The organism is Agrobacterium genomosp. 2 str. CFBP 5494 (genome assembly GCF_900013495.1).
Lineage (GTDB): Bacteria > Pseudomonadota > Alphaproteobacteria > Rhizobiales > Rhizobiaceae > Agrobacterium > Agrobacterium pusense.
Map to the genome: position 1 here is coordinate 1,384,349 of NZ_LT009719.1, position 18,267 is coordinate 1,402,615.

At 59.9% G+C, this 18,267-nt stretch carries 18 protein-coding genes; 8 read left to right on the plus strand and 10 right to left on the minus strand.

From position 1 onward, the window contains the following. Window positions 1-20 precede the first annotated feature (20 nt). Window positions 21-683 (plus strand): thiol:disulfide interchange protein TlpA, encoded by a 663-nt coding sequence (tlpA, locus tag AGR2A_RS21225; protein ID WP_072493436.1) that lies wholly within the window; start codon window positions 21-23, stop codon window positions 681-683. A gap of 22 nt (window positions 684-705) precedes the next feature. On the opposite strand, the gene AGR2A_RS21230 is transcribed toward tlpA, so the two are convergent. The 8 genes from AGR2A_RS21230 to AGR2A_RS21265 all read right to left on the minus strand — a co-directional run bounded on the left by AGR2A_RS21230 (window position 706) and on the right by AGR2A_RS21265 (window position 6,800). Continuing rightward, window positions 706-1,344 carry a hypothetical protein gene (locus tag AGR2A_RS21230; RefSeq protein ID WP_072493216.1) on the minus strand — a complete coding sequence of 213 codons (639 nt, stop codon included), beginning with the start codon at window positions 1,342-1,344 and terminating at the stop codon, window positions 706-708. Window positions 1,345-1,488: 144 nt separating this feature from the next. After that, window positions 1,489-2,370 carry a 3-hydroxybutyryl-CoA dehydrogenase gene (locus tag AGR2A_RS21235; RefSeq protein WP_004445632.1) on the minus strand — a complete coding sequence of 294 codons (882 nt, stop codon included), beginning with the start codon at window positions 2,368-2,370 and terminating at the stop codon, window positions 1,489-1,491. A 114-nt stretch (window positions 2,371-2,484) separates the two neighbouring features. Further along, window positions 2,485-3,414 (minus strand): electron transfer flavoprotein subunit alpha/FixB family protein, encoded by a 930-nt coding sequence (locus AGR2A_RS21240; protein ID WP_006697715.1) that lies wholly within the window; start codon window positions 3,412-3,414, stop codon window positions 2,485-2,487. 25 nt (window positions 3,415-3,439) lie between these two features. After that, window positions 3,440-4,186, minus strand: coding sequence for an electron transfer flavoprotein subunit beta/FixA family protein (locus AGR2A_RS21245; protein WP_022563006.1), 747 nt, complete (start codon window positions 4,184-4,186; stop codon window positions 3,440-3,442). Between the two features lie 180 nt (window positions 4,187-4,366). Beyond that, window positions 4,367-5,140: a rhomboid family intramembrane serine protease gene (locus tag AGR2A_RS21250; protein WP_072493215.1), complete on the minus strand. Its 774-nt coding sequence runs from the start codon at window positions 5,138-5,140 to the stop codon at window positions 4,367-4,369. A gap of 32 nt (window positions 5,141-5,172) precedes the next feature. Then, window positions 5,173-5,751, minus strand: coding sequence for a cob(I)yrinic acid a,c-diamide adenosyltransferase (locus tag AGR2A_RS21255; RefSeq protein WP_022563004.1), 579 nt, complete (start codon window positions 5,749-5,751; stop codon window positions 5,173-5,175). Window position 5,752: 1 nt separating this feature from the next. Beyond that, window positions 5,753-5,950: a twin transmembrane helix small protein gene (locus tag AGR2A_RS21260; RefSeq protein WP_004445622.1), complete on the minus strand. Its 198-nt coding sequence runs from the start codon at window positions 5,948-5,950 to the stop codon at window positions 5,753-5,755. A gap of 16 nt (window positions 5,951-5,966) precedes the next feature. Then, complete coding sequence (locus AGR2A_RS21265) at window positions 5,967-6,800, minus strand: SDR family oxidoreductase (protein ID WP_072493214.1); 834 nt, start codon at window positions 6,798-6,800, stop codon at window positions 5,967-5,969. A 179-nt stretch (window positions 6,801-6,979) separates the two neighbouring features. Here AGR2A_RS21265 and AGR2A_RS21270 point away from each other — a divergent pair, with 179 nt between their 5' ends. Continuing rightward, a complete protein-coding gene (locus tag AGR2A_RS21270; protein WP_004445618.1) occupies window positions 6,980-7,897 on the plus strand; it encodes a YihY/virulence factor BrkB family protein in 918 nt (305 codons plus the stop codon). Here AGR2A_RS21270 and gluQRS read toward each other — a convergent pair. Further along, window positions 7,865-8,764: a tRNA glutamyl-Q(34) synthetase GluQRS gene (gluQRS, locus tag AGR2A_RS21275; protein ID WP_072493213.1), complete on the minus strand. Its 900-nt coding sequence runs from the start codon at window positions 8,762-8,764 to the stop codon at window positions 7,865-7,867. The genes AGR2A_RS21270 and gluQRS overlap by 33 nt on opposite strands. Window positions 8,765-8,803: 39 nt before the next feature. Here gluQRS and AGR2A_RS21280 point away from each other — a divergent pair, with 39 nt between their 5' ends. Next, window positions 8,804-9,460, plus strand: coding sequence for a DNA-3-methyladenine glycosylase family protein (locus tag AGR2A_RS21280; RefSeq protein WP_161794443.1), 657 nt, complete (start codon window positions 8,804-8,806; stop codon window positions 9,458-9,460). Between the two features lie 6 nt (window positions 9,461-9,466). Here the strand turns inward: AGR2A_RS21280 and AGR2A_RS21285 are convergent, their stop codons facing one another. Continuing rightward, window positions 9,467-10,885 carry a helix-turn-helix domain-containing protein gene (locus tag AGR2A_RS21285; RefSeq protein WP_072493212.1) on the minus strand — a complete coding sequence of 473 codons (1,419 nt, stop codon included), beginning with the start codon at window positions 10,883-10,885 and terminating at the stop codon, window positions 9,467-9,469. 118 nt (window positions 10,886-11,003) lie between these two features. On the opposite strand from AGR2A_RS21285, the gene AGR2A_RS21290 reads away from it, so the two are divergent. The 5 genes from AGR2A_RS21290 to scpA all read left to right on the plus strand — a co-directional run bounded on the left by AGR2A_RS21290 (window position 11,004) and on the right by scpA (window position 18,256). Further along, window positions 11,004-12,536, plus strand: a complete 1,533-nt coding sequence (locus AGR2A_RS21290; protein ID WP_072528484.1) for an acyl-CoA carboxylase subunit beta — start codon at window positions 11,004-11,006, stop codon at window positions 12,534-12,536. Window positions 12,537-12,638: 102 nt separating this feature from the next. Beyond that, a complete protein-coding gene (gene yghU, locus AGR2A_RS21295) occupies window positions 12,639-13,535 on the plus strand; it encodes a glutathione-dependent disulfide-bond oxidoreductase (protein WP_004445609.1) in 897 nt (298 codons plus the stop codon). Window positions 13,536-13,556: 21 nt separating this feature from the next. Beyond that, window positions 13,557-13,934: a hypothetical protein gene (locus AGR2A_RS21300; protein ID WP_004445608.1), complete on the plus strand. Its 378-nt coding sequence runs from the start codon at window positions 13,557-13,559 to the stop codon at window positions 13,932-13,934. Between the two features lie 43 nt (window positions 13,935-13,977). Next, window positions 13,978-15,981: an acetyl-CoA carboxylase biotin carboxylase subunit gene (locus AGR2A_RS21305; RefSeq protein WP_072493210.1), complete on the plus strand. Its 2,004-nt coding sequence runs from the start codon at window positions 13,978-13,980 to the stop codon at window positions 15,979-15,981. Between the two features lie 133 nt (window positions 15,982-16,114). Next, a complete protein-coding gene (gene scpA, locus AGR2A_RS21310; RefSeq protein ID WP_072493209.1) occupies window positions 16,115-18,256 on the plus strand; it encodes a methylmalonyl-CoA mutase in 2,142 nt (713 codons plus the stop codon). Window positions 18,257-18,267 lie beyond the last annotated feature (11 nt).

Genomic DNA, 18,267 nt, shown 5'->3' on the forward strand with positions numbered 1-18,267 from the left:
GTGATGCCCTGGAGTATTCGATGACAGAGAAAAGGCCATTCAGGCTTCCTTCCGCCAAATTGGTTGCAATTGCTGCCGTTGCCGGTGTGCTCGCCGGTGCGGGCGCGGTCTGGTTCAGGCATATTGGGTCTGAGGGCCCGGTTCAAGGGGCAGCGGTGGCCGACGCCGGTTTATGTGAAGGTGCGGCGAACCGCATTGCGACGCTGAAACCCTTTCTGAAGGGCCAGGTGGCGGCTATGTCGGCGGCAGACACCCCGCGCGTTATTCCGCTCTCCTTCAAAGGGCCAGAGGGGAAAGATATGAGCCTTGCCGATCTCAAGGGTAAAGCGGTGCTGCTCAATCTCTGGGCGACGTGGTGCGTGCCCTGTCGGGAAGAAATGCCGGCGCTGAACGCGCTGGAGAAGGAAAAGGGCGGTAACGGCTTTGAAGTCGTGGCTGTTAACATCGATACGGGCGGGGATGAAAAGCCGAAAGCCTTCATGGACGAATACAAGATCGATTCCCTGAAGCACTATCGCGACAGTTCCATGGGCGTTTTCAACGTTCTCAAAAAGGAAGGCCTTGCCTTTGGCCTGCCCGCAACCCTGCTGCTGGACGAAAACGGGTGCCTGCTCGGCGCCATGAACGGCCCGGCGGCGTGGGATAGCGAAGATGCGAAGGCGCTGATATCGGCAGTCAAATGACTGCCGATAAGACTTTTCGAACTCAGTATAGCGGGTCCACCGATACACCGTAATAAAGGCCTCGGCCGACACGACCCTGATTGCCTTCAAGGGTAATGCCAAACCCGGCTTCAATTTCCTTCAATATTGCAGCTTTGATGGAGGCGCTGGTTGATGCCTTATATGTAATGGCGTAATCCAGATCCGCCTTGAAAGCAGAACGTACAATATGTGCATTTTGCTTCTTGCGTTGTTTCCGAAGGATATTGCGGCACTCCGGCCCCAGCGTCTTTTCTATGGCTTCGAGTTTGTCGAGGCCGTATTCGAGATATTCGATATTGCTGAACCTGATTGTCAGGTTGTTCACATATTGCGCGCTGCTTGAAAATCCGAGTTTCTGCAGATTGTCTGCATTGAAGGAGAAATCCTTCTTTCGCCCGAAATCACTGATTTCGCCCCTCCCTTTTTCAGGGCTGCCAGGGAACGTCACATATTCCGGAGAGCAGATGTAACCAAGCGAGATATCGTCTTTGTCGTTATATCGATTGGTCTTTTTCCAGACGATGTTACCTGGACCAACGCTGGTGCTGGGCGGCACCGTCGTGAGATAACCAGCCCGTCTGACAATCTCCCGCGGATTTTCCGAAACGCAACCGCTCGCGAGAATGGCGACAATAGACATTGAATTTTCATGTAAGCCCCCAAAAGAATCACAGCATGATCTTGGGTTCGCACGCACTGCGCGTCTACTTACTTTATAATCGTATAGATTGCATTGTCGCCCGGTTGCCTTCTGCGGTGGAGCAACGAAAGAACAGTGAAGGTTCTATCGTGTCGGAACCGGCGTCTCGCCGCGGTAATCATAAAAACCGCGGCCGGACTTGCGGCCGAGCCAGCCGGCTTCGACATATTTGACCAGCAGCGGGCAAGGGCGGTATTTGCTGTCGGACAGGCCGTCATGCAGCACCTGCATGATCGACAAACAGGTATCGAGGCCTATGAAGTCTGCGAGCTGCAGCGGACCCATCGGGTGGTTCGCGCCGAGGCGCATGGCGGTGTCGATGGCTTCCACGGAGCCAACGCCCTCATAAAGCGTATAGATTGCCTCGTTGATCATCGGCAGAAGGATGCGGTTGACGATGAAGGCCGGGAAATCTTCGGCGACGGTGATCGCCTTTTCGAGCGTCCGCACATAGTCCTTGGCCGCATCGAAGGTCTTTTCATTGGTGGCGATGCCGCGCACCAGTTCCACCAGTTTCATGACCGGCACCGGGTTCATGAAGTGGATGCCCATGAACTGTTCCGGACGGTCGGTGGCAGAGGCAAGCCGGGTGATGGAAAGTGAAGACGTGTTGGTGGCGAGAAGCGCCTCCGGCTTCAGGACCGGGCAAATCTGCGCATAGATCTTGCGTTTGATCTCTTCGTTCTCGGTGGCAGCCTCGATGACGAGGTCCATGGGTGCCAGATCGTTGACATCGGTCGAACCGCTGATGAGCGCCAGGGCCTGCTTGCGGGCCTCGTCGGAAAGCTTGCCGTTGGTGACCTGGCGCGCGAGATTGCCATTGATCGTGGCAAGGCCGGCCTCGATGCCGTCTTTGGAAAGATCGTAGATATGAACCCTGTAGCCGGCAACCGCAGAGACATGTGCGATGCCGCACCCCATCTGACCGGCTCCGATGACACCGATGTTCTTAAAGGGGGCGGTCATATGCTGTTCTCCCATGTGCTGCATGTGCAAATTCGCTGGCGATGTTACGCATATCGCCGAAAAAGAGAAGGCGGCGCGTTCAAAAAACGCGCCGCCTTCATCATCTATTTGAAATCAGAGGGCCTTTTGCAGTTCCGGCAATGCCTCGAAGAGGTCCGCCACAAGGCCGTAATCGGCAACCTGGAAGATCGGCGCTTCTTCGTCCTTGTTGATGGCGACGATGACCTTGCTGTCCTTCATGCCGGCCAGATGCTGGATGGCACCGGAAATGCCCGCCGCGATGTAAAGCTGTGGGGCGACGACCTTGCCGGTCTGGCCCACCTGCCAGTCATTCGGCGCATAGCCGGCATCGACGGCAGCGCGCGATGCACCAACGGCAGCACCCAGCTTGTCAGCAACAGGAAGGATGACTTCCTTGAATTTTTCCGAAGAACCGAGAGCACGGCCACCCGAGATGATGATCTTCGCCGAGGTCAGTTCCGGACGGTCGGACGAGGCAAGCGCATCGGAAACGAAAGAGGAGACGCCGGGGTTTTCAGCGGCGGCGATCGTCTCGACCGCTGCCGAACCGCCTTCTGCCGCTGCCGCAAAGGCGGTCGGGCGCACGGTGATGACCTTCTTGCCATCGGTTGCCTGAACGGTCTGGATGGCATTGCCAGCATAGATCGGGCGCTTGAAGGTATCCGGGCTGACAACTTCGATGATTTCCGAGACCTGAGCCACGTCGAGAAGCGCGGCAACACGCGGCGTGACGTTCTTTGCCGAGGCGGTCGCAGGAGCGATGATGACGTCATAGGACGGGGCAAGCGAAACGATCAGCGCCGCCAGCGGTTCCGCCAGCTGGTTTGCGTAGGATGCGTCGTCGGCAAGCAGCACCTTGGAAACGCCGGAGAGTTTTGCTGCGGCGTCGGCAGCGCCCCTGGCGCCGGAGCCGGCGACCAGCACATGGACGTCGCCGCCAATCTGGGTTGCCGCCGTCAGGGTCTTTGCCGTCAGGTCGGAAAGGGTTGCGTTGTCGTGTTCTGCCAGAAGAAGAATGGCCATGAGAATATCTCCCTTTTCCGAAACCTTAGAGGACGCCGTCGGCTTTGAGCTTTTCGACCAGCTCGGCGACCGAGCCAACCTTGATGCCGGCCTTGCGGCCCGCCGGCTCTTCGGTCTTCAGCACCTTCAGGCGCGGCGAAACATCGACGCCGAAATCGGCCGGAGCCTTCTTGTCGAGCGGCTTCTTTTTCGCCTTCATGATGTTCGGCAGCGAGGCATAACGGGGCTCGTTCAAACGAAGATCGGTGGTGACGACAGCGGGAAGCTTCAGTTCCACCGTCTGCAGGCCGCCATCGACTTCGCGGGTCACCGCAACCTTGCCGTCGGCAGGCACGACCTTGGAGGCAAAAGTGCCCTGGCCCCAGCCGAGGAGGGCTGCCAGCATCTGGCCGGTCTGGTTCGAATCGTCGTCAATCGCCTGCTTGCCGACAATGACGAGACCGGGCTGCTCAGCCTCGGCCACGCCCTTCAGGAGCTTGGCGACAGCGAGCGGCTCGACCGTTTCATCGGTCTCGATCAGGATGGCGCGATCGGCACCCATCGCAAGCGCGGTGCGCAGCGTTTCTTCCGCCTTGGCAGGTCCGATGGAGACGACGACGACTTCTTCAGCCTTGCCGGCTTCCTTCAGGCGAAGGGCCTCTTCCACCGAGATTTCGTCGAACGGGTTCATCGACATCTTCACATTGGCAAGCTCAACGCCAGAACCATCCGCCTTCACGCGGATCTTCACGTTGTAATCGACGACTCGTTTAACGGGGACAAGGATTTTCATCGGCGGCTTTCCTCAAACTCCTGTCCGCTTGGCAGTGCCGAGCGGACCTCCAAAAACAGGTTGGCGACATGGATAAGCATTTTTCCCGCAATTACAACGGAGCAATCTTCATTATCGCATGCACACAAGGCATATCTTACGTTGACGTTAACGTAAATACTCTATCTCTGACGTGACCTCTCATCTACCCCCGTCATAGCCGCGTTCGATTTGCGACAACCCCGCCGTTTGCGACGTATTTTTGAACTGCGCCGCCTTCGGCGGGACAATGGTGCGATCAAACAGGGGAACGCCCCGTCTGCGCATGAAAATTACCATGATGGCGCCCGCCAAGATGCCGCCGACATGCGCGCCCCAGGAGACATTCTCTTCCAGCCCGAGCGCCAGCATCAGGAACTGCTGGCCGATCCACAGCGCCAGGGGAATGAAGGCGGGCAGTGGAAGCGGAATGCGCATGAGGACCAGCACCCAGACGCGCACTTTTGGATGCAGCAGGAAATAGGCCGCGACGACGCCGGAAACCGCACCCGAGGCACCGATCAGTGGCCCTTCCGAGGTGGGTGCGACGAAACCGTGAAACAGCGCGCCGGCGATGGCACAGGCGAGATAGAAGATCAGGAAACGAAAATGGCCGAGCGCATCCTCGACATTGTCGCCGAAGACCCAGAGAAACAGCATGTTGCCGGCCAGATGCCAGAAATCGAGATGAAGAAAGGCATAGGTGATGGCGGTGAGGTCATCAGGCACGACCTGCAGGGCGGGTTCCAGATAGGCGTAATCGAACACCACGGCGGGAATGAAGCCGAGGCCGAGGGCAGCGGCATTGGCTTCGGTGTCGCTGGCCAGCACGCCGGTAAACAGCCAGACCAACACGTTGACCACGATCAGGCCGATGGTGACATATTGCAGCCGGATATGCTTGAGGGAATTCGCATCGTGCAGCGGTATGAACATCGAACGCCCTTTGGTTGCGTCGTTGAAACGCCTTAGCGGTTCTTGCCCGGAACCCACAATATGTCGGCCTTGCCGGCATCATTGGCAAAACGGGCCGCGACAAACAGGAAGTCGGAGAGGCGATTGGCATATTTGATGGCGGCCGGGCTGACGATCTCGTTCTCGGTGACGGAAAGCTCCACCATCAGCCTTTCTGCGCGCCGGCAAACCGTGCGTGCCAAATGCAGATTTGCCGCCGCGGCGCTGCCGCCCGGCAGCACGAACGACGTCAACGGTTCGAGGGTGGCGTTGAGGTCGTCGATTTCGCTTTCCAGCCGTGTGACCTGGCTTTCGACTATACGCAACGGTTCGTAAGGCAGCGGTTCGCCATCGTCAGGCGTGGCAAGATCGGCGCCGAGGTCGAAAAGATCGTTCTGGATGCGGAAAAGCATGGCATCCAGCTTTTCCAGCCCAGCCGTGTGAAGCCGCGCGACACCGATGGCCGAATTGGTCTCGTCCACCGTGCCGTAGGCTTCAACGCGCAGATCGTGCTTCGGTCGGCGCGGGCCGGAAACCAGCGCCGTCGTGCCCTTGTCGCCGGTGCGGGTGTAGATCTTGTTCAGTTTCACCATGTCAGCGGCCGCCTCCAGTGAGCCAGAGGGTGAGCATGATCAGAGCGATGGCAATGGCCTGCAGAAGCAGGCGAAGCTGCATCAGCTTGTTGGACCGGTTGGCGTCCTGTCCCTTCAGCATGTTGAAGAGGCCGCGTATCAACACGATGACGACAAGCCCCATGACGATAAGGGCCAGAACGGTGGTGAAGCCGGACATGCGGTATTACTCCTCCTCAATCGAATCTGCGCAGCAGACGATAGAAAAGTCCGGCAGGCAAGAGCCGTTTCAGCATAAGCCCCTGTTTGGCCGGAACGGTAACGGGATAATGTGGTTTCGGCCTTGCAGCCGTCAGGGCGTGTTTCAGCACGGCATAAACGGCATCCGGGCCGAGCTTGTGACGGTTGACGGGGCCGGAACCATCCATACGCGCCAGCTGGCGTTTATATTCTGCGGCATGGGCCGAGTTTTCGAGATCGATATGCTCATTGATATGAGCAAGCGCCGTCGTAGTGAATTTCGAGGTGATCGGGCCGGGTTCGATCAGACTGACATGGATACCGCTGTCCTGAAGCTCCATGCGCAGGGTGACGCCCAGCCCCTCAAGCGCGAATTTCGAAGCGGTGTAGGCGCCGCGATAGCGATAGGGCACGAGCCCGAGAATGGACGAGCAATGCACGATGCGGCCCGCACCACGCGCCCGCATAAAGGGAATGACCCGCCGCGTCAGATCGTGCCAGCCGAAGACATTGGTTTCGAACTGGGCTCTCAGCGCTTCGACTGGCAGGTCCTCCACCGCGCCCGGCTGGCCATAGGCGCCATTGTTGAAAAGCGCATCGATGCGGCCGCCGGTGCGGGCGGCGACGGTGTCCACCAGCGCGGCGATGGTTTCGGACTTTGTGTAATCCATGATCAGGGTTTCTATGCCCTGATTTTCGAGGGCTGCCATGTCAGCGATGCGCCGCACGGTGGCAAAGACCCGCCAGCCGTCCCGGTGGAGCGCGCCGGCGCAATAGGCGCCGATCCCCGAGGAACATCCGGTGATGATGATGACGGGTTTTTCAGACATTTGTCGCTCCGGGAAACCGACTGTCGCTCTGGTCCGATTACCCGGCCCGTTAAAATCCAATCGCGCGAAATCCGTGTCCTTCGGGAACCGAAAGGTCAGCTTGCGCGCTGTACAAAACGAAGCTGATTTCCCATATTCGGGGCGAAGTTACAAATGAAATGCCGATGAATGGAGGCGACATGGTTGCCGCAGTGCGCCTGGCAGGCAAGGTTGCCTTCGATGCCTATTCCCATTTCGCCGAGGATGACGGCTGGGCGATGGCGAGCCACATGGCGCTGTCCATCCTGCTGGCGCTGTTTCCGTTCCTGATCTTCGGCACGGCGCTGGCCGGTTTTCTGGGCGCCGACCAGTTCTCAGAAACGGCGGTGCATCTGATTTTCGACACCTGGCCGGAAGCAATTGCCGGTCCGCTGGCAGCTCAGGTGCAGCAGGTTCTCACCATCCCGCGCGGCGGCCTGCTGACGATTTCGGTGCTGGCGGCCGCATACTTCGCCTCGAATGGCGTCGAGGCGCTGCGCATTTCGCTGAACCGCGCCTATCGCGTCACGGAAACGCGCTGGTGGTATGTGACCCGCCTGCTCAGCCTGCTTTATGTCCTGATTGCCGTTGTGGTCTTTGCCGGCATCAGCACCGTGCTCGTCGCCGTGCCGGTCGCCATGTCCTTCGCCGAACGGCGGTTTCCGTGGCTGACGGATGTGCTGAACACCATTTCCAGCCTCGGCCTTTATGGCACCATCGTGGTGCTGACGGCGGGGCTGGTGGCGGCGCATCTGTGGCTACCCGCAGGCAAGCGTCGCATCTGGGATGTCTGGCCGGGTATTTTGCTGACGATGATATTCTGGGTCATCGGCGCGGCAATCTTCGCCTATTATCTCTCGACCTTCGCCAATTATGCCGCCACCTATGCCGGTCTCGCCTCCGTCATGGTGGTTCTGGTGTTTCTTTATATGGTCGGCGTCATCTTCATGCTCGGCGCGGAGGTGAATGCCGCGTTGATGAAATACAAGGTCCGGCAGATCATCCGCCGTAACATCGGCGGCAATGGCGCGCGCCGCGGGCAGGCGCTAGAGGAGGCCGACAAGCCGGCGGATATCTGAGGGCGTCGCTCCTTCGGCGCGAAGGGCGGAAAGCCCGGTACTGCCTTCGCTTTTCGAAAGCTTGCGCCCGTCCGTGCCCAGAATCAGCCGGTGATGATGATAAGCGGGCTGCGGTAGGCCCAGCAGCTGCTGCAGCAGCCGGTGGATGGCGGTGGCATGGAAGAGATCCATGCCGCGCACCACATGGGTGATCCCCTGCAGTGCATCATCAATAACAACGGAAAGATGATAGCTCGAAGGCGCGTCGGAACGCGACAGCACCACATCGCCCCAGAGCGCGGGCAGGGCCTCGATCTGCCCCGTCACCCCGTCGCCGCTCTCCTGCCAGAACAGTGGGGTATGGGCGGCGCGGATCGCCCTGTCCATGTCGAGCCGCCAGGCGTGTTGCCGGCCGGATGCGAGCAGGGCCGCCCGTTCCGCCTTCGGCCTCTCGCGGTCGACGGACGGATAGAGCGGCGCTCCGTCAGGATCGCGCGGCCATGTCCCGCCTTCCGCTTCGAAGGCACCGACAATGGCCCTGGTTTCGCCACGGCTGAGAAAGGCGGGATAGGCAAGATCCGCCTCGATCAGCCTGTGCAGCGCCATCCGGTACTCATCGAAATGCTCCGATTGTCGCCGCACTGGCTCTTCCCAAGAGAGTTCCAGCCAGCCGAGATCATCATAGATCGCCTGCTCCAGCTGCGGCGTGCAGCGCGTCTGGTCTATATCCTCTATACGCAGCAGAAAGCGGCCGCCATTGTTCAGCGCCATGTCATGGTTCAGGAATGCGGAAAGCGCATGGCCGAGATGCAGCGGGCCGTTGGGGCTTGGCGCGAAACGGTAAACCGGTTTTTGACGGATGGATGAAGGCATGGTTTCTTCTGCCATGTTTTAATGCACCCCGCCAGCGGGCTGGCGGCATATGGAATGACCGACATGAAAATCATCACCGGGATGGATGACATCAGCGAAGGGCTGGAGCATCTCGCCCGCCTCGACCCCGCACTTGCCCCTGTCATTGAGATAGCCGGTCCGCTGGAACTGCGCATCCACGAGCCCGGCTTTGCCGGCCTTGCTCATATCGTCGTCTCGCAGATGGTGTCGCGCGCCAGCGCCACTGCCATATGGGCGCGTATTCTCACCGGGACGGGCGGCGCGGTCACGGCGGAAAATTATCTCGGCGCACCGGAGGAATTGCGGGCTACTTTCGGCCTTTCGCGCGCCAAGGCGACGACGCTGGAAGGACTGGCTCGCGCCGTTACCGAAGGGCAGATCGACCTTGACGGCGTGGTGCGCAAGGAGGGGAGTGCAGCCCTTTCTGAACTCGTGGCGCTTCGTGGCATAGGCCCATGGACGGCCGAGGTCTATCTGATGTTCTGCGGAGGCCATCCGGATATCTTTCCCGTTGGCGATGTGGCGCTGAGATCAGCGGTGGCACATGCGCTCGATCTGGAGATAAGGCCGGAAGCGAAATGGCTCGCGGAACGCGCGACACTCTGGTCGCCATGGCGCTCCGTCGCCGCCCGGCTTTTCTGGGGTTATTACGCCAACATCATGCGGCGCGCGATGGTGCCACTGCCCTGAGCGGAGTCAAAAATCGGCAATCCGATAGGGCAGGGCGCCGCGTGAAAGATGATCGAAATATAGCTTGCGTTTCAGCGGCGGCACGGCGCGCTGCACGCAATCCACCCTTTCGCACACCCGACAGGAAATGCCGATCGGTTTGAAGGAAGCCGCATTGCCGAGATCGAGCGTGTCGGCGTAGACGAAATTCTGCGCATGGGAAATCTCGCAGCCGAGTGCGATGGCGTAACGCGGCCTTTCCGTATTGAAGCCGGCGCCGGCCTTTTCGATCTGCGTTGCAATGGAAAGATAGCGCACGCCGTCAGGCGTTTCCGCCAGCTGCCGCACGATCCTGTCGGAGCTTTCGAAAGCCTGATGGATATTCCACAGCGGACAGGCCGCGCCGAACCGGGCAAATTGCAGCCGCGTGGCGCTGTGGCGTTTGGTGATGTTGCCGGCGCGGTCGATCTTGGCGAAGAAGATGGGTACGCCCTTCATGCCGGGTCGCTGCAGGGTGCTCAGACGGTGGGCCACCTGCTCAAGGCTCGCGCCAAAACGCACGGCGAGAAGTTCGAGATCATGGCGCAGTTCCTGTGCCGCCCGGTGAAATTGTCCATAGGGCAGGATGAGCGCTGCGGCAAAATAATTGTGCAGTCCGATACGACAGATTTCGGCCGCTTCCATGTTGCGGAAACCGGCGCCGGCCAGCACCCTGTCCACCGTCGGGCCGGCGTGAAGCTGGGCGATCTGCAACGCGAGCTGAAAACAGCGGGTGGATGCGGCCATGTAGGAACTGAGGGCGAGCGTTTTGCCGACAGGATCGAAATGCCGGATCAGCCCGCCTGCCGCCGCGGTTCTTGTGATATGGATGCCGTAACGGTTCCTGAGATGCGCTGCCAGAATGCCGTCGGTCTCGCCGCCCTCGATCTCCAGTTCCTGCGCCAGCTCCTCGGCCAGAAGATCGATCTCGGCAACGTAATTGTCGACGAAGTGGAAGAAGTCGCGCACCTCCTCATAGGGGGTTCTTTCCACCTGTGCGGTGCCGCGGCCCAGCCGGTCATCCAGTTGCACCAGCTGCTCGCTGTTCTGGCGATAGGCCTGATGGGCACGCAGCAGCGCATGGGCAAAACCCGGTGCGTTCTGGGCAATCAGCTTCAACTCCTGAAGCCCCGGTTCGTAATTCATGAACAGCGGGTCCTTCAGCGCCTCGCGCAGGGCGGAAACCAGCCGGTCGCTCTCCCCCGTCGCCAGTTCCGCCATGTCGAGCTGAAATTTTTCCACCAGCGTCACCAGAACGCTGGCCGAAACGGGGCGCTGGTTGTTTTCGATCTGGTTCAGATAGCTCGCGGAGATGCCCAGCCGTTCGGCAAATTGCGCCTGCGTGGCGCGGGCATTTTCGCGAAGGCCGCGCACCTTGCGGCCGATGAAGAGTTTTTCCGTCGCCATGTTGCAACTTTGCAAAATTAAATATTGCAAATATTTATGGCACGCATACGCGCACGATCAAGGCTTCTGGCAGAGTATTTTCTGGGTTATTGATCGTGGCATAACGCATGGAGGATACATGCCCGGCATTCTGGAGCAGTTGGAAACGCGGCGGGAAGAGGCTCGGCTCGGTGGCGGCGTCAAGCGCATCGAGGCGCAGCACGCAAAGGGCAAGCTGACGGCGCGCGAGCGCATCGACGTAATCTTGGATGAGGGTTCCTTCGAAGAATACGACATGTATGTCACCCACCGAGCGGTGGATTTCGGCATGGCGGGCCAGAAGATCGCGGGCGATGGCGTCGTGACCGGGTGGGGCACCATCAATGGCCGGCAGGTCTATGTGTTTTCCCAGGATTTTACCGTGCTCGGCGGTTCGCTCTCGGAAACCCACGCCCAGAAAATCTGCAAGATCATGGATATGGCGGTCCGCAACGGCGCGCCTGTTATCGGCCTCAACGACAGCGGCGGCGCGCGCATTCAGGAGGGCGTGGCCTCGCTTGGCGGTTATGCCGATGTCTTCAAGCGCAATGTCGTCGCCTCCGGCGTCGTGCCACAGATCTCCGTCATCATGGGGCCATGTGCGGGTGGTGCGGTTTATTCGCCTGCCATGACCGATTTCATCTTCATGGTGCGCGATACCTCCTACATGTTCGTGACGGGGCCGGATGTGGTGAAGACGGTGACGAACGAGATCGTCACGGCCGAAGAACTGGGCGGGGCCTCCACCCATACCAAAAAATCGTCCGTTGCCGATGGCGCTTACGAAAACGACATCGAGACGCTGGAGCATGTGCGGCTGCTCTTTGATTTCCTGCCGCTCAACAATCGCGAAAAGCCGCCGGTGCGGCCGTTCCACGACGATCCGGCGCGCCTGGAAGCGCGGCTCGATACGCTGATCCCTGACAGTTCCAACAAGCCCTATGATATGAAGGAGCTGATCCACGCGCTGGCCGACGAGGGCGATTTCTTCGAATTGCAGGAGGCCTTTGCCCGAAACATCATCACCGGCTTCATTCGTCTCGAAGGCCAGACGGTCGGCGTCGTCGCCAACCAGCCGATGGTGCTGGCCGGCTGCCTCGATATCGACAGTTCGCGCAAGGCCGCCCGCTTCGTGCGCTTCTGCGACGCCTTCAACATTCCGTTGCTGACGCTGGTGGATGTGCCGGGTTTCCTGCCAGGCACGGCCCAGGAATATGGCGGCGTCATCAAGCACGGCGCAAAACTTCTCTTCGCCTATTCGGAGGCGACAGTGCCGATGGTGACGCTGATCACCCGCAAGGCCTATGGCGGGGCTTACGACGTGATGGCCTCCAAACATATCGGCGCGGACGTCAACTACGCCTGGCCAACGGCCGAAATTGCCGTGATGGGTGCCAAGGGCGCGGCGGAAATCCTCTATCGTTCGGAGCTTGCCGATCCCGAGAAGATCGCTGCGCGCACGAGAGAATATGAGGAGCGTTTCGCCAATCCCTTCGTCGCGGCGGAGCGCGGATTTATCGATGAGGTCATCATGCCGCATTCCTCGCGCCGCCGCATCGCCCGCGCGTTTGCGTCGCTGCGCAACAAGAGCGTGGAAACCCGCTGGAAGAAACACGACACCATTCCGCTCTGATCTGCTGAAGGGCTGGAAAAATGCTTCGGCCACCTTACTATATGGATGTTCAGGCGCCCGGATGTCCGGATGTCCTCTTGAAACGCACAAGGACACATTTTCATGGCCGAAAAATCCTCAGCAGATAATTTCCCCACCGGGTATGAAGTGCCCAAGGTCTGGACCTGGGACAAGGGCAATGGCGGCCAGTTCGCCAATATCAACCGGCCGATCGCCGGTCCCACCCATGAAAAGGAACTTCCCGTCGGAAAGCATCCGCTGCAGCTTTATTCGCTGGCGACGCCGAATGGCCAGAAGGTCACCATCATGCTGGAAGAATTGCTTGCTGCCGGCCACAAGGGCGCCGAATACGATGCCTGGCTGATCAAGATCGGCGAAGGCGACCAGTTCGGTTCCGGTTTTGTCGAGGTCAATCCGAACTCCAAGATCCCGGCGCTGATGGACCATTCGACGCCTGAGCCGACGCGCGTTTTCGAAAGCGGCTCCATCCTCGTTTACCTCGCGGAAAAATTCGGCGCCTTCCTGCCGAAGGAGGGCAATGCCCGCACGCAAGCGCTGAACTGGCTGTTCTGGCAGATGGGCTCCGCCCCCTTCCTCGGCGGTGGTTTCGGCCATTTTTATGCCTATGCGCCGATCAAGATCAAATACGCCATCGATCGTTACGCCATGGAAGTCAAACGCCAGCTCGACGTGCTGGATCGCCATCTCGCCGAAAACCGTTATCTCGCCGGTTCGGAATACACGATTGCCGACATGGCGGTGTGGCCGTGGTATGGCAAGATCGCGCTTGGCCAGGCATATGGCGATGCGGGTGCTTTCCTTGAAGCAGACGGTTATAAGAACGTCATGCGCTGGACGCTGGAAATCGGCGAACGCCCTGCTGTAAAACGCGGCGTGATCGTCAACAAGACCTCCGGCGATCCGTCTGAACAACTGCATGAACGCCACGATGCCTCCGACTTCGACACGAAGACGCAGGACAAGATCGGCAAGGCGTAACAAATACAAGAAGGACTAAAGATGGCGAACCTGCCCGAAATGACCAAACACAAGGGATTTCCCTCGGGTATGCCGAGCACGGGCGTCCAGTTCACCATCCGCCGCGCCAACCCCAAAGGGGTAACACCGATCAAGATGATACCCCGCCGGGCGCGCAACGACACCAAGGAGCATCGCATCGATGCCGCCTTTCTGCACTCGCTCTGGCACCATTTCGGTGCCGAGCCCTTCGAGCGCGGCAATCTCGACGCCGCCCGCCTCAACCTGCTTTTCGGCCGCGAGGTCGTACCTGCGGAGAAAAATTTCGACCCTGTTTCCTATCAGGCAATGCTCGTCATAGACGAACGCGTCGCCCGGCAGAATTTCCCGGAATCCTTCGAGAATTTTTTCGAGATTTGAGGGCTGTTTAAGGGTTTGTGCTGAGGGAGAGGGCAACAACCGCATGATCAAGAAAATCCTCATCGCCAATCGCGGCGAGATTGCCTGCCGGGTCATCAAGACGGCGAAGAAGATGGGCATCGCCACCGTTGCGGTCTATTCGGATGCCGATGCCAATGCGCTGCATGTGAGACAGGCAGATGAAGCCGTTCGTATCGGCCCGGCACCCTCGTCACAGTCCTATATCGTCATCGACAAGATCCTTGAGGCGATCAAGAAGACCGGAGCGGATGCGGTCCATCCGGGCTACGGATTCCTGTCGGAAAACGCTGCCTTTGCGCAGGCGCTGGAAAAGGCGGGTGTCGTTTTTATCGGTCCGCCCGTCGGCGCGATCGAGGCCATGGGTGACAAGATCACGTCGAAGAAACTGGCTGCGAAAGCCGGCGTTTCCACCGTACCCGGCCATATGGGGCTGATCGAGGATGCGGATGAGGCGGTGAAGATCGCCTCGCAGATCGGTTATCCGGTCATGATCAAGGCGTCTGCCGGCGGTGGCGGCAAGGGCATGCGCATCGCCTTCAACGACGCTGAGGCGCGCGAGGGTTTCCAGTCCTCGAAAAACGAGGCGAAATCCTCCTTTGGTGACGACCGCATCTTCATCGAAAAATTCGTCACCCAGCCGCGCCATATTGAAATTCAGGTGCTGGGCGACAGGCACGGAAATATCCTTTATCTCGGGGAGCGCGAATGCTCGATCCAGCGGCGGAACCAGAAAGTCATCGAGGAAGCGCCGTCGCCCTTTCTGGATGAAGCGACTCGGCATGCCATGGGCGAGCAGGCCGTGGCGCTGGCGAGAGCCGTCGGTTACCATTCAGCTGGCACGGTGGAATTCATCGTCGATGGCGATCGCAACTTCTATTTCCTTGAAATGAACACCCGTTTGCAGGTGGAACATCCGGTGACGGAACTGGTCACGGGCATCGATCTGGTAGAACAGATGATCCGTGTGGCCTCGGGTGAAAAACTGTCCTTCGGACAGGCGGATGTGAAGCTGAACGGTTGGGCGATCGAAAGCCGGCTTTATGCCGAAGACCCCTATCGCAACTTCCTGCCCTCCATTGGCCGGCTGACGCGTTATCGCCCGCCGCAGGAGGGTGCGCAGGAAAACGGCACCTTCATCCGCAACGATACCGGCGTGTTCGAAGGCGGCGAAATTTCGATGTATTACGATCCGATGATCGCCAAGCTGTGCAGCTGGGGCAAGGATCGGACGACCGCCATCCATGCCATGGGAGAGGCATTGGATCGTTTTGAGGTTGAAGGCATTGGCCACAATCTGCCGTTTCTCTCCGCCGTCATGCAGCATGAGCGCTTTCGCTCTGGCAGGCTGACGACGGGCTTTATTGCAGAAGAGTTTCCGGAAGGCTTTTCCGGCGTCGAGCCGGATGAGGCCGCCGCGCGCAAGCTTTCCGCCATTGCCGCCATCATCAATCAGCGCCTGCAGAACCGCGCGGTGGAGATTTCCGGCACCATTGGCAATCACCGCCGCATTGTCGGTGGTGACTGGGTGGTTTCATTTGGGGCGTTCCGCCACGGGGTCAGCGTCGAAACCGGTGCGGATGGCGCGGCGGTCCGTTTTGAAGACGGGACAGCGCTCACCATCGATACCGGCTGGCTTCCCGGTCAAAGCCTTGGCCTGTTTACGGTGGCGGGCGAGGTCATTGCCGTCAAGGTCGACCTTGCAGGCGCAGCGGTTCGTCTGCGCTGGCGTGGCATGGATGTTCTCGCCCGCGTGCGCAGCCCGCGCGTGGCGGAACTGGCGCTGCTGATGCCGGAAAAACTGCCGCCGGATACATCGAAACTGCTGCTCTGCCCCATGCCGGGGGTCATCACCGGTATTTCGGTGTGTGAGGGTGACGAGGTAGAGGCCGGGCAGGCACTGGCGACGGTGGAAGCCATGAAGATGGAAAACATCCTGCGTGCCGAAAAACGCGGTCGTGTTGCGAGAGTGGCGGCGAAACCCGGCGATAGTCTCGCTGTGGATGAGGTTATTCTCGAGTTCGAGTGACGGTCGCTGCCGGTTTGTCCGGAACGGATACCGGCCGGGGCGGTTTACGGGGTCGGACCTGCGGACGGGCCGGGCGAATCTGCCTTGATCTCCCGCTGGAATGCTAGAGCGAAATGCAAACGGGGAGAGATGCATGTCGGGTGAAAAAACGGTGCGGGATTGGCTTCACCTTGCTGAAAAGGAGCTGAAGCGCTCACCGGACACACTCGTCTGGCACACGCCCGAGGGTATCGAGGTCAAGCCGCTCTATACGGCCGACGACCTGCAACATGTTTCCCATCTGAACAGCCTGCCGGGATTTGCGCCTTTCACCCGCGGCCCGCGCGCCACCATGTATGCGGGACGGCCCTGGACCATCCGCCAATATGCCGGTTTCTCCACCGCGGAAGCCTCGAATGCCTTTTACCGCAAGGCGCTGGCTGCCGGTCAGCAGGGCGTTTCCGTCGCCTTCGATCTCGCTACCCATCGCGGTTATGACAGCGACCATCCGCGCGTGGAGGGCGATGTCGGCAAGGCGGGCGTGGCGATCGATAGCGTCGAGGACATGAAAATCCTGTTCGACGGCATCCCGCTCGACAAGGTCTCGGTGTCCATGACGATGAATGGCGCGGTCATCCCCGTTCTTGCCAATTTTATCGTAGCTGGGGAGGAACAGGGCGTGCCGCGTGCAGCGCTTTCCGGTACCATCCAGAACGACATCCTCAAGGAGTTCATGGTCCGCAACACCTATATCTATCCGCCCGAACCCTCGATGCGGATCATCGCCGACATCATCGAATATACGGCGAGGGAGATGCCGAAATTCAATTCCATCTCCATTTCCGGCTATCACATGCAGGAAGCCGGGGCGACGCTGGTGCAGGAGCTTGCCTTCACACTCGCAGATGGCCGTGAATATGTGCGGGCGGCGCTGGCCAAGGGGCTGAATGTTGACGATTTTGCCGGCCGCCTGTCTTTCTTTTTCGCCATCGGCATGAATTTCTTCATGGAGGCGGCCAAGCTGCGCGCCGCGCGCCTGCTCTGGTCACGCATCATGGAGGAATTCAAGCCGCAAAAGGCGTCGTCGCTGATGCTGCGCACCCATTGCCAGACGTCGGGCGTGTCGCTCCAGGAGCAGGACCCCTATAACAACATCGTCCGCACTGCCTTCGAGGCCATGTCCGCCGTGCTCGGCGGCACGCAATCACTGCACACCAATTCCTTCGATGAGGCGATTGCGCTGCCGACGGAATTTTCCGCCCGCATTGCCCGCAATACCCAGCTTATCCTCCAGCACGAAACCGGCGTCACCAGGGTCGTCGATCCGCTGGCCGGTTCCTATTATGTCGAAAGCCTGACGAATGAGCTGGCCGAGAAGGCCTGGGCGCTGATCGAGGAGGTCGAGGCGCTTGGCGGCATGACCAGGGCGGTGGCGGAAGGCCTGCCGAAACGGCTGATCGAAGAGGCCGCGACACGCCGGCAGGCGGCAGTGGACAAGGGCGAGGAGGTGATCGTCGGCGTCAACCGCTATCGACTCGAAAATGAAGAGGATATCGATGTTCTCGATATCGATAATGCCGCCGTGCGGGCCGCGCAAATCCGCCGCATCGAAGACACGCGCCGTCGCCGCGATGGCAAGGACGTGACGGCCGCTCTGCAGGCGCTCTCGGAGGTGGCCCGCAGCGGCAAGGGCAATATTCTCGAAGCCGCCGTCGTCGCGGCCCGTGCACGCGCCACGGTGGGAGAGATTTCCGATGCGCTGCGCGCGGCCTTCGGAGACCACGCTGCGGTGCCCGAGGTGGTGAGCGATATCTACGGCGAGGCTTATAAGGATGAGCCGGAACTCGCTACGCTTGCCGCCCGCCTTTCAGGTGTGGCTGACCGGATCGGCACAAAACCGCGTATCATGGTCGCCAAGCTGGGGCAGGATGGGCATGATCGTGGCGCAAAGGTCATTGCGTCTGCCTTCGGCGATCTTGGTTTCGACGTGTTGGCCGGTCCCCTGTTCCAGACACCGGCGGAGGCGGCCGAGCTTGCCGTTGAGAACAAGGTGCATGTGGTCGGCATGTCGTCGCTCGCCGCAGGGCACAAGACGCTTGCGCCGCAGCTGGTCGAGGCGCTGAAACAGAAAGGCGCGCAAGACGTCATCGTTGTTGTCGGTGGGGTCATTCCGCGCCAGGATTATCAGTTCCTGCTCGACCACGGAGTCTCGGCCATCTTCGGCCCCGGTACCAATGTCATGGATGCGGCCAACAAGGTGCTCGACCTGCTCGAAGGCATCAGGCGGAACGTGTGAGGGAAGGCGGC

What these genes read in the sequence shown, in the direction of transcription:
- AGR2A_RS21235 (WP_004445632.1), bottom strand. Translation starts at nt 2,370, where the DNA reads ATGACCGCCCCCTTTAAGAACATCGGTGTCATCGGAGCCGGTCAGATG.
- AGR2A_RS21290 (WP_072528484.1), top strand. Translation starts at nt 11,004, where the DNA reads ATGCCCGGCATTCTGGAGCAGTTGGAAACGCGGCGGGAAGAGGCTCGG.
- AGR2A_RS21255 (WP_022563004.1), bottom strand. Translation starts at nt 5,751, where the DNA reads ATGGTGAAACTGAACAAGATCTACACCCGCACCGGCGACAAGGGCACG.
- AGR2A_RS21285 (WP_072493212.1), bottom strand. Translation starts at nt 10,885, where the DNA reads ATGGCGACGGAAAAACTCTTCATCGGCCGCAAGGTGCGCGGCCTTCGC.
- AGR2A_RS21240 (WP_006697715.1), bottom strand. Translation starts at nt 3,414, where the DNA reads ATGGCCATTCTTCTTCTGGCAGAACACGACAACGCAACCCTTTCCGAC.
- AGR2A_RS21270 (WP_004445618.1), top strand. Translation starts at nt 6,980, where the DNA reads ATGGTTGCCGCAGTGCGCCTGGCAGGCAAGGTTGCCTTCGATGCCTAT.
- AGR2A_RS21280 (WP_161794443.1), top strand. Translation starts at nt 8,804, where the DNA reads ATGACCGACATGAAAATCATCACCGGGATGGATGACATCAGCGAAGGG.
- AGR2A_RS21245 (WP_022563006.1), bottom strand. Translation starts at nt 4,186, where the DNA reads ATGAAAATCCTTGTCCCCGTTAAACGAGTCGTCGATTACAACGTGAAG.
- AGR2A_RS21230 (WP_072493216.1), bottom strand. Translation starts at nt 1,344, where the DNA reads ATGTCTATTGTCGCCATTCTCGCGAGCGGTTGCGTTTCGGAAAATCCG.
- tlpA (WP_072493436.1), top strand. Translation starts at nt 21, where the DNA reads ATGACAGAGAAAAGGCCATTCAGGCTTCCTTCCGCCAAATTGGTTGCA.
- AGR2A_RS21265 (WP_072493214.1), bottom strand. Translation starts at nt 6,800, where the DNA reads ATGTCTGAAAAACCCGTCATCATCATCACCGGATGTTCCTCGGGGATC.
- AGR2A_RS21300 (WP_004445608.1), top strand. Translation starts at nt 13,557, where the DNA reads ATGGCGAACCTGCCCGAAATGACCAAACACAAGGGATTTCCCTCGGGT.
- AGR2A_RS21250 (WP_072493215.1), bottom strand. Translation starts at nt 5,140, where the DNA reads ATGTTCATACCGCTGCACGATGCGAATTCCCTCAAGCATATCCGGCTG.
- yghU (WP_004445609.1), top strand. Translation starts at nt 12,639, where the DNA reads ATGGCCGAAAAATCCTCAGCAGATAATTTCCCCACCGGGTATGAAGTG.
- scpA (WP_072493209.1), top strand. Translation starts at nt 16,115, where the DNA reads ATGTCGGGTGAAAAAACGGTGCGGGATTGGCTTCACCTTGCTGAAAAG.
- gluQRS (WP_072493213.1), bottom strand. Translation starts at nt 8,764, where the DNA reads ATGGCAGAAGAAACCATGCCTTCATCCATCCGTCAAAAACCGGTTTAC.
- AGR2A_RS21260 (WP_004445622.1), bottom strand. Translation starts at nt 5,950, where the DNA reads ATGTCCGGCTTCACCACCGTTCTGGCCCTTATCGTCATGGGGCTTGTC.
- AGR2A_RS21305 (WP_072493210.1), top strand. Translation starts at nt 13,978, where the DNA reads ATGATCAAGAAAATCCTCATCGCCAATCGCGGCGAGATTGCCTGCCGG.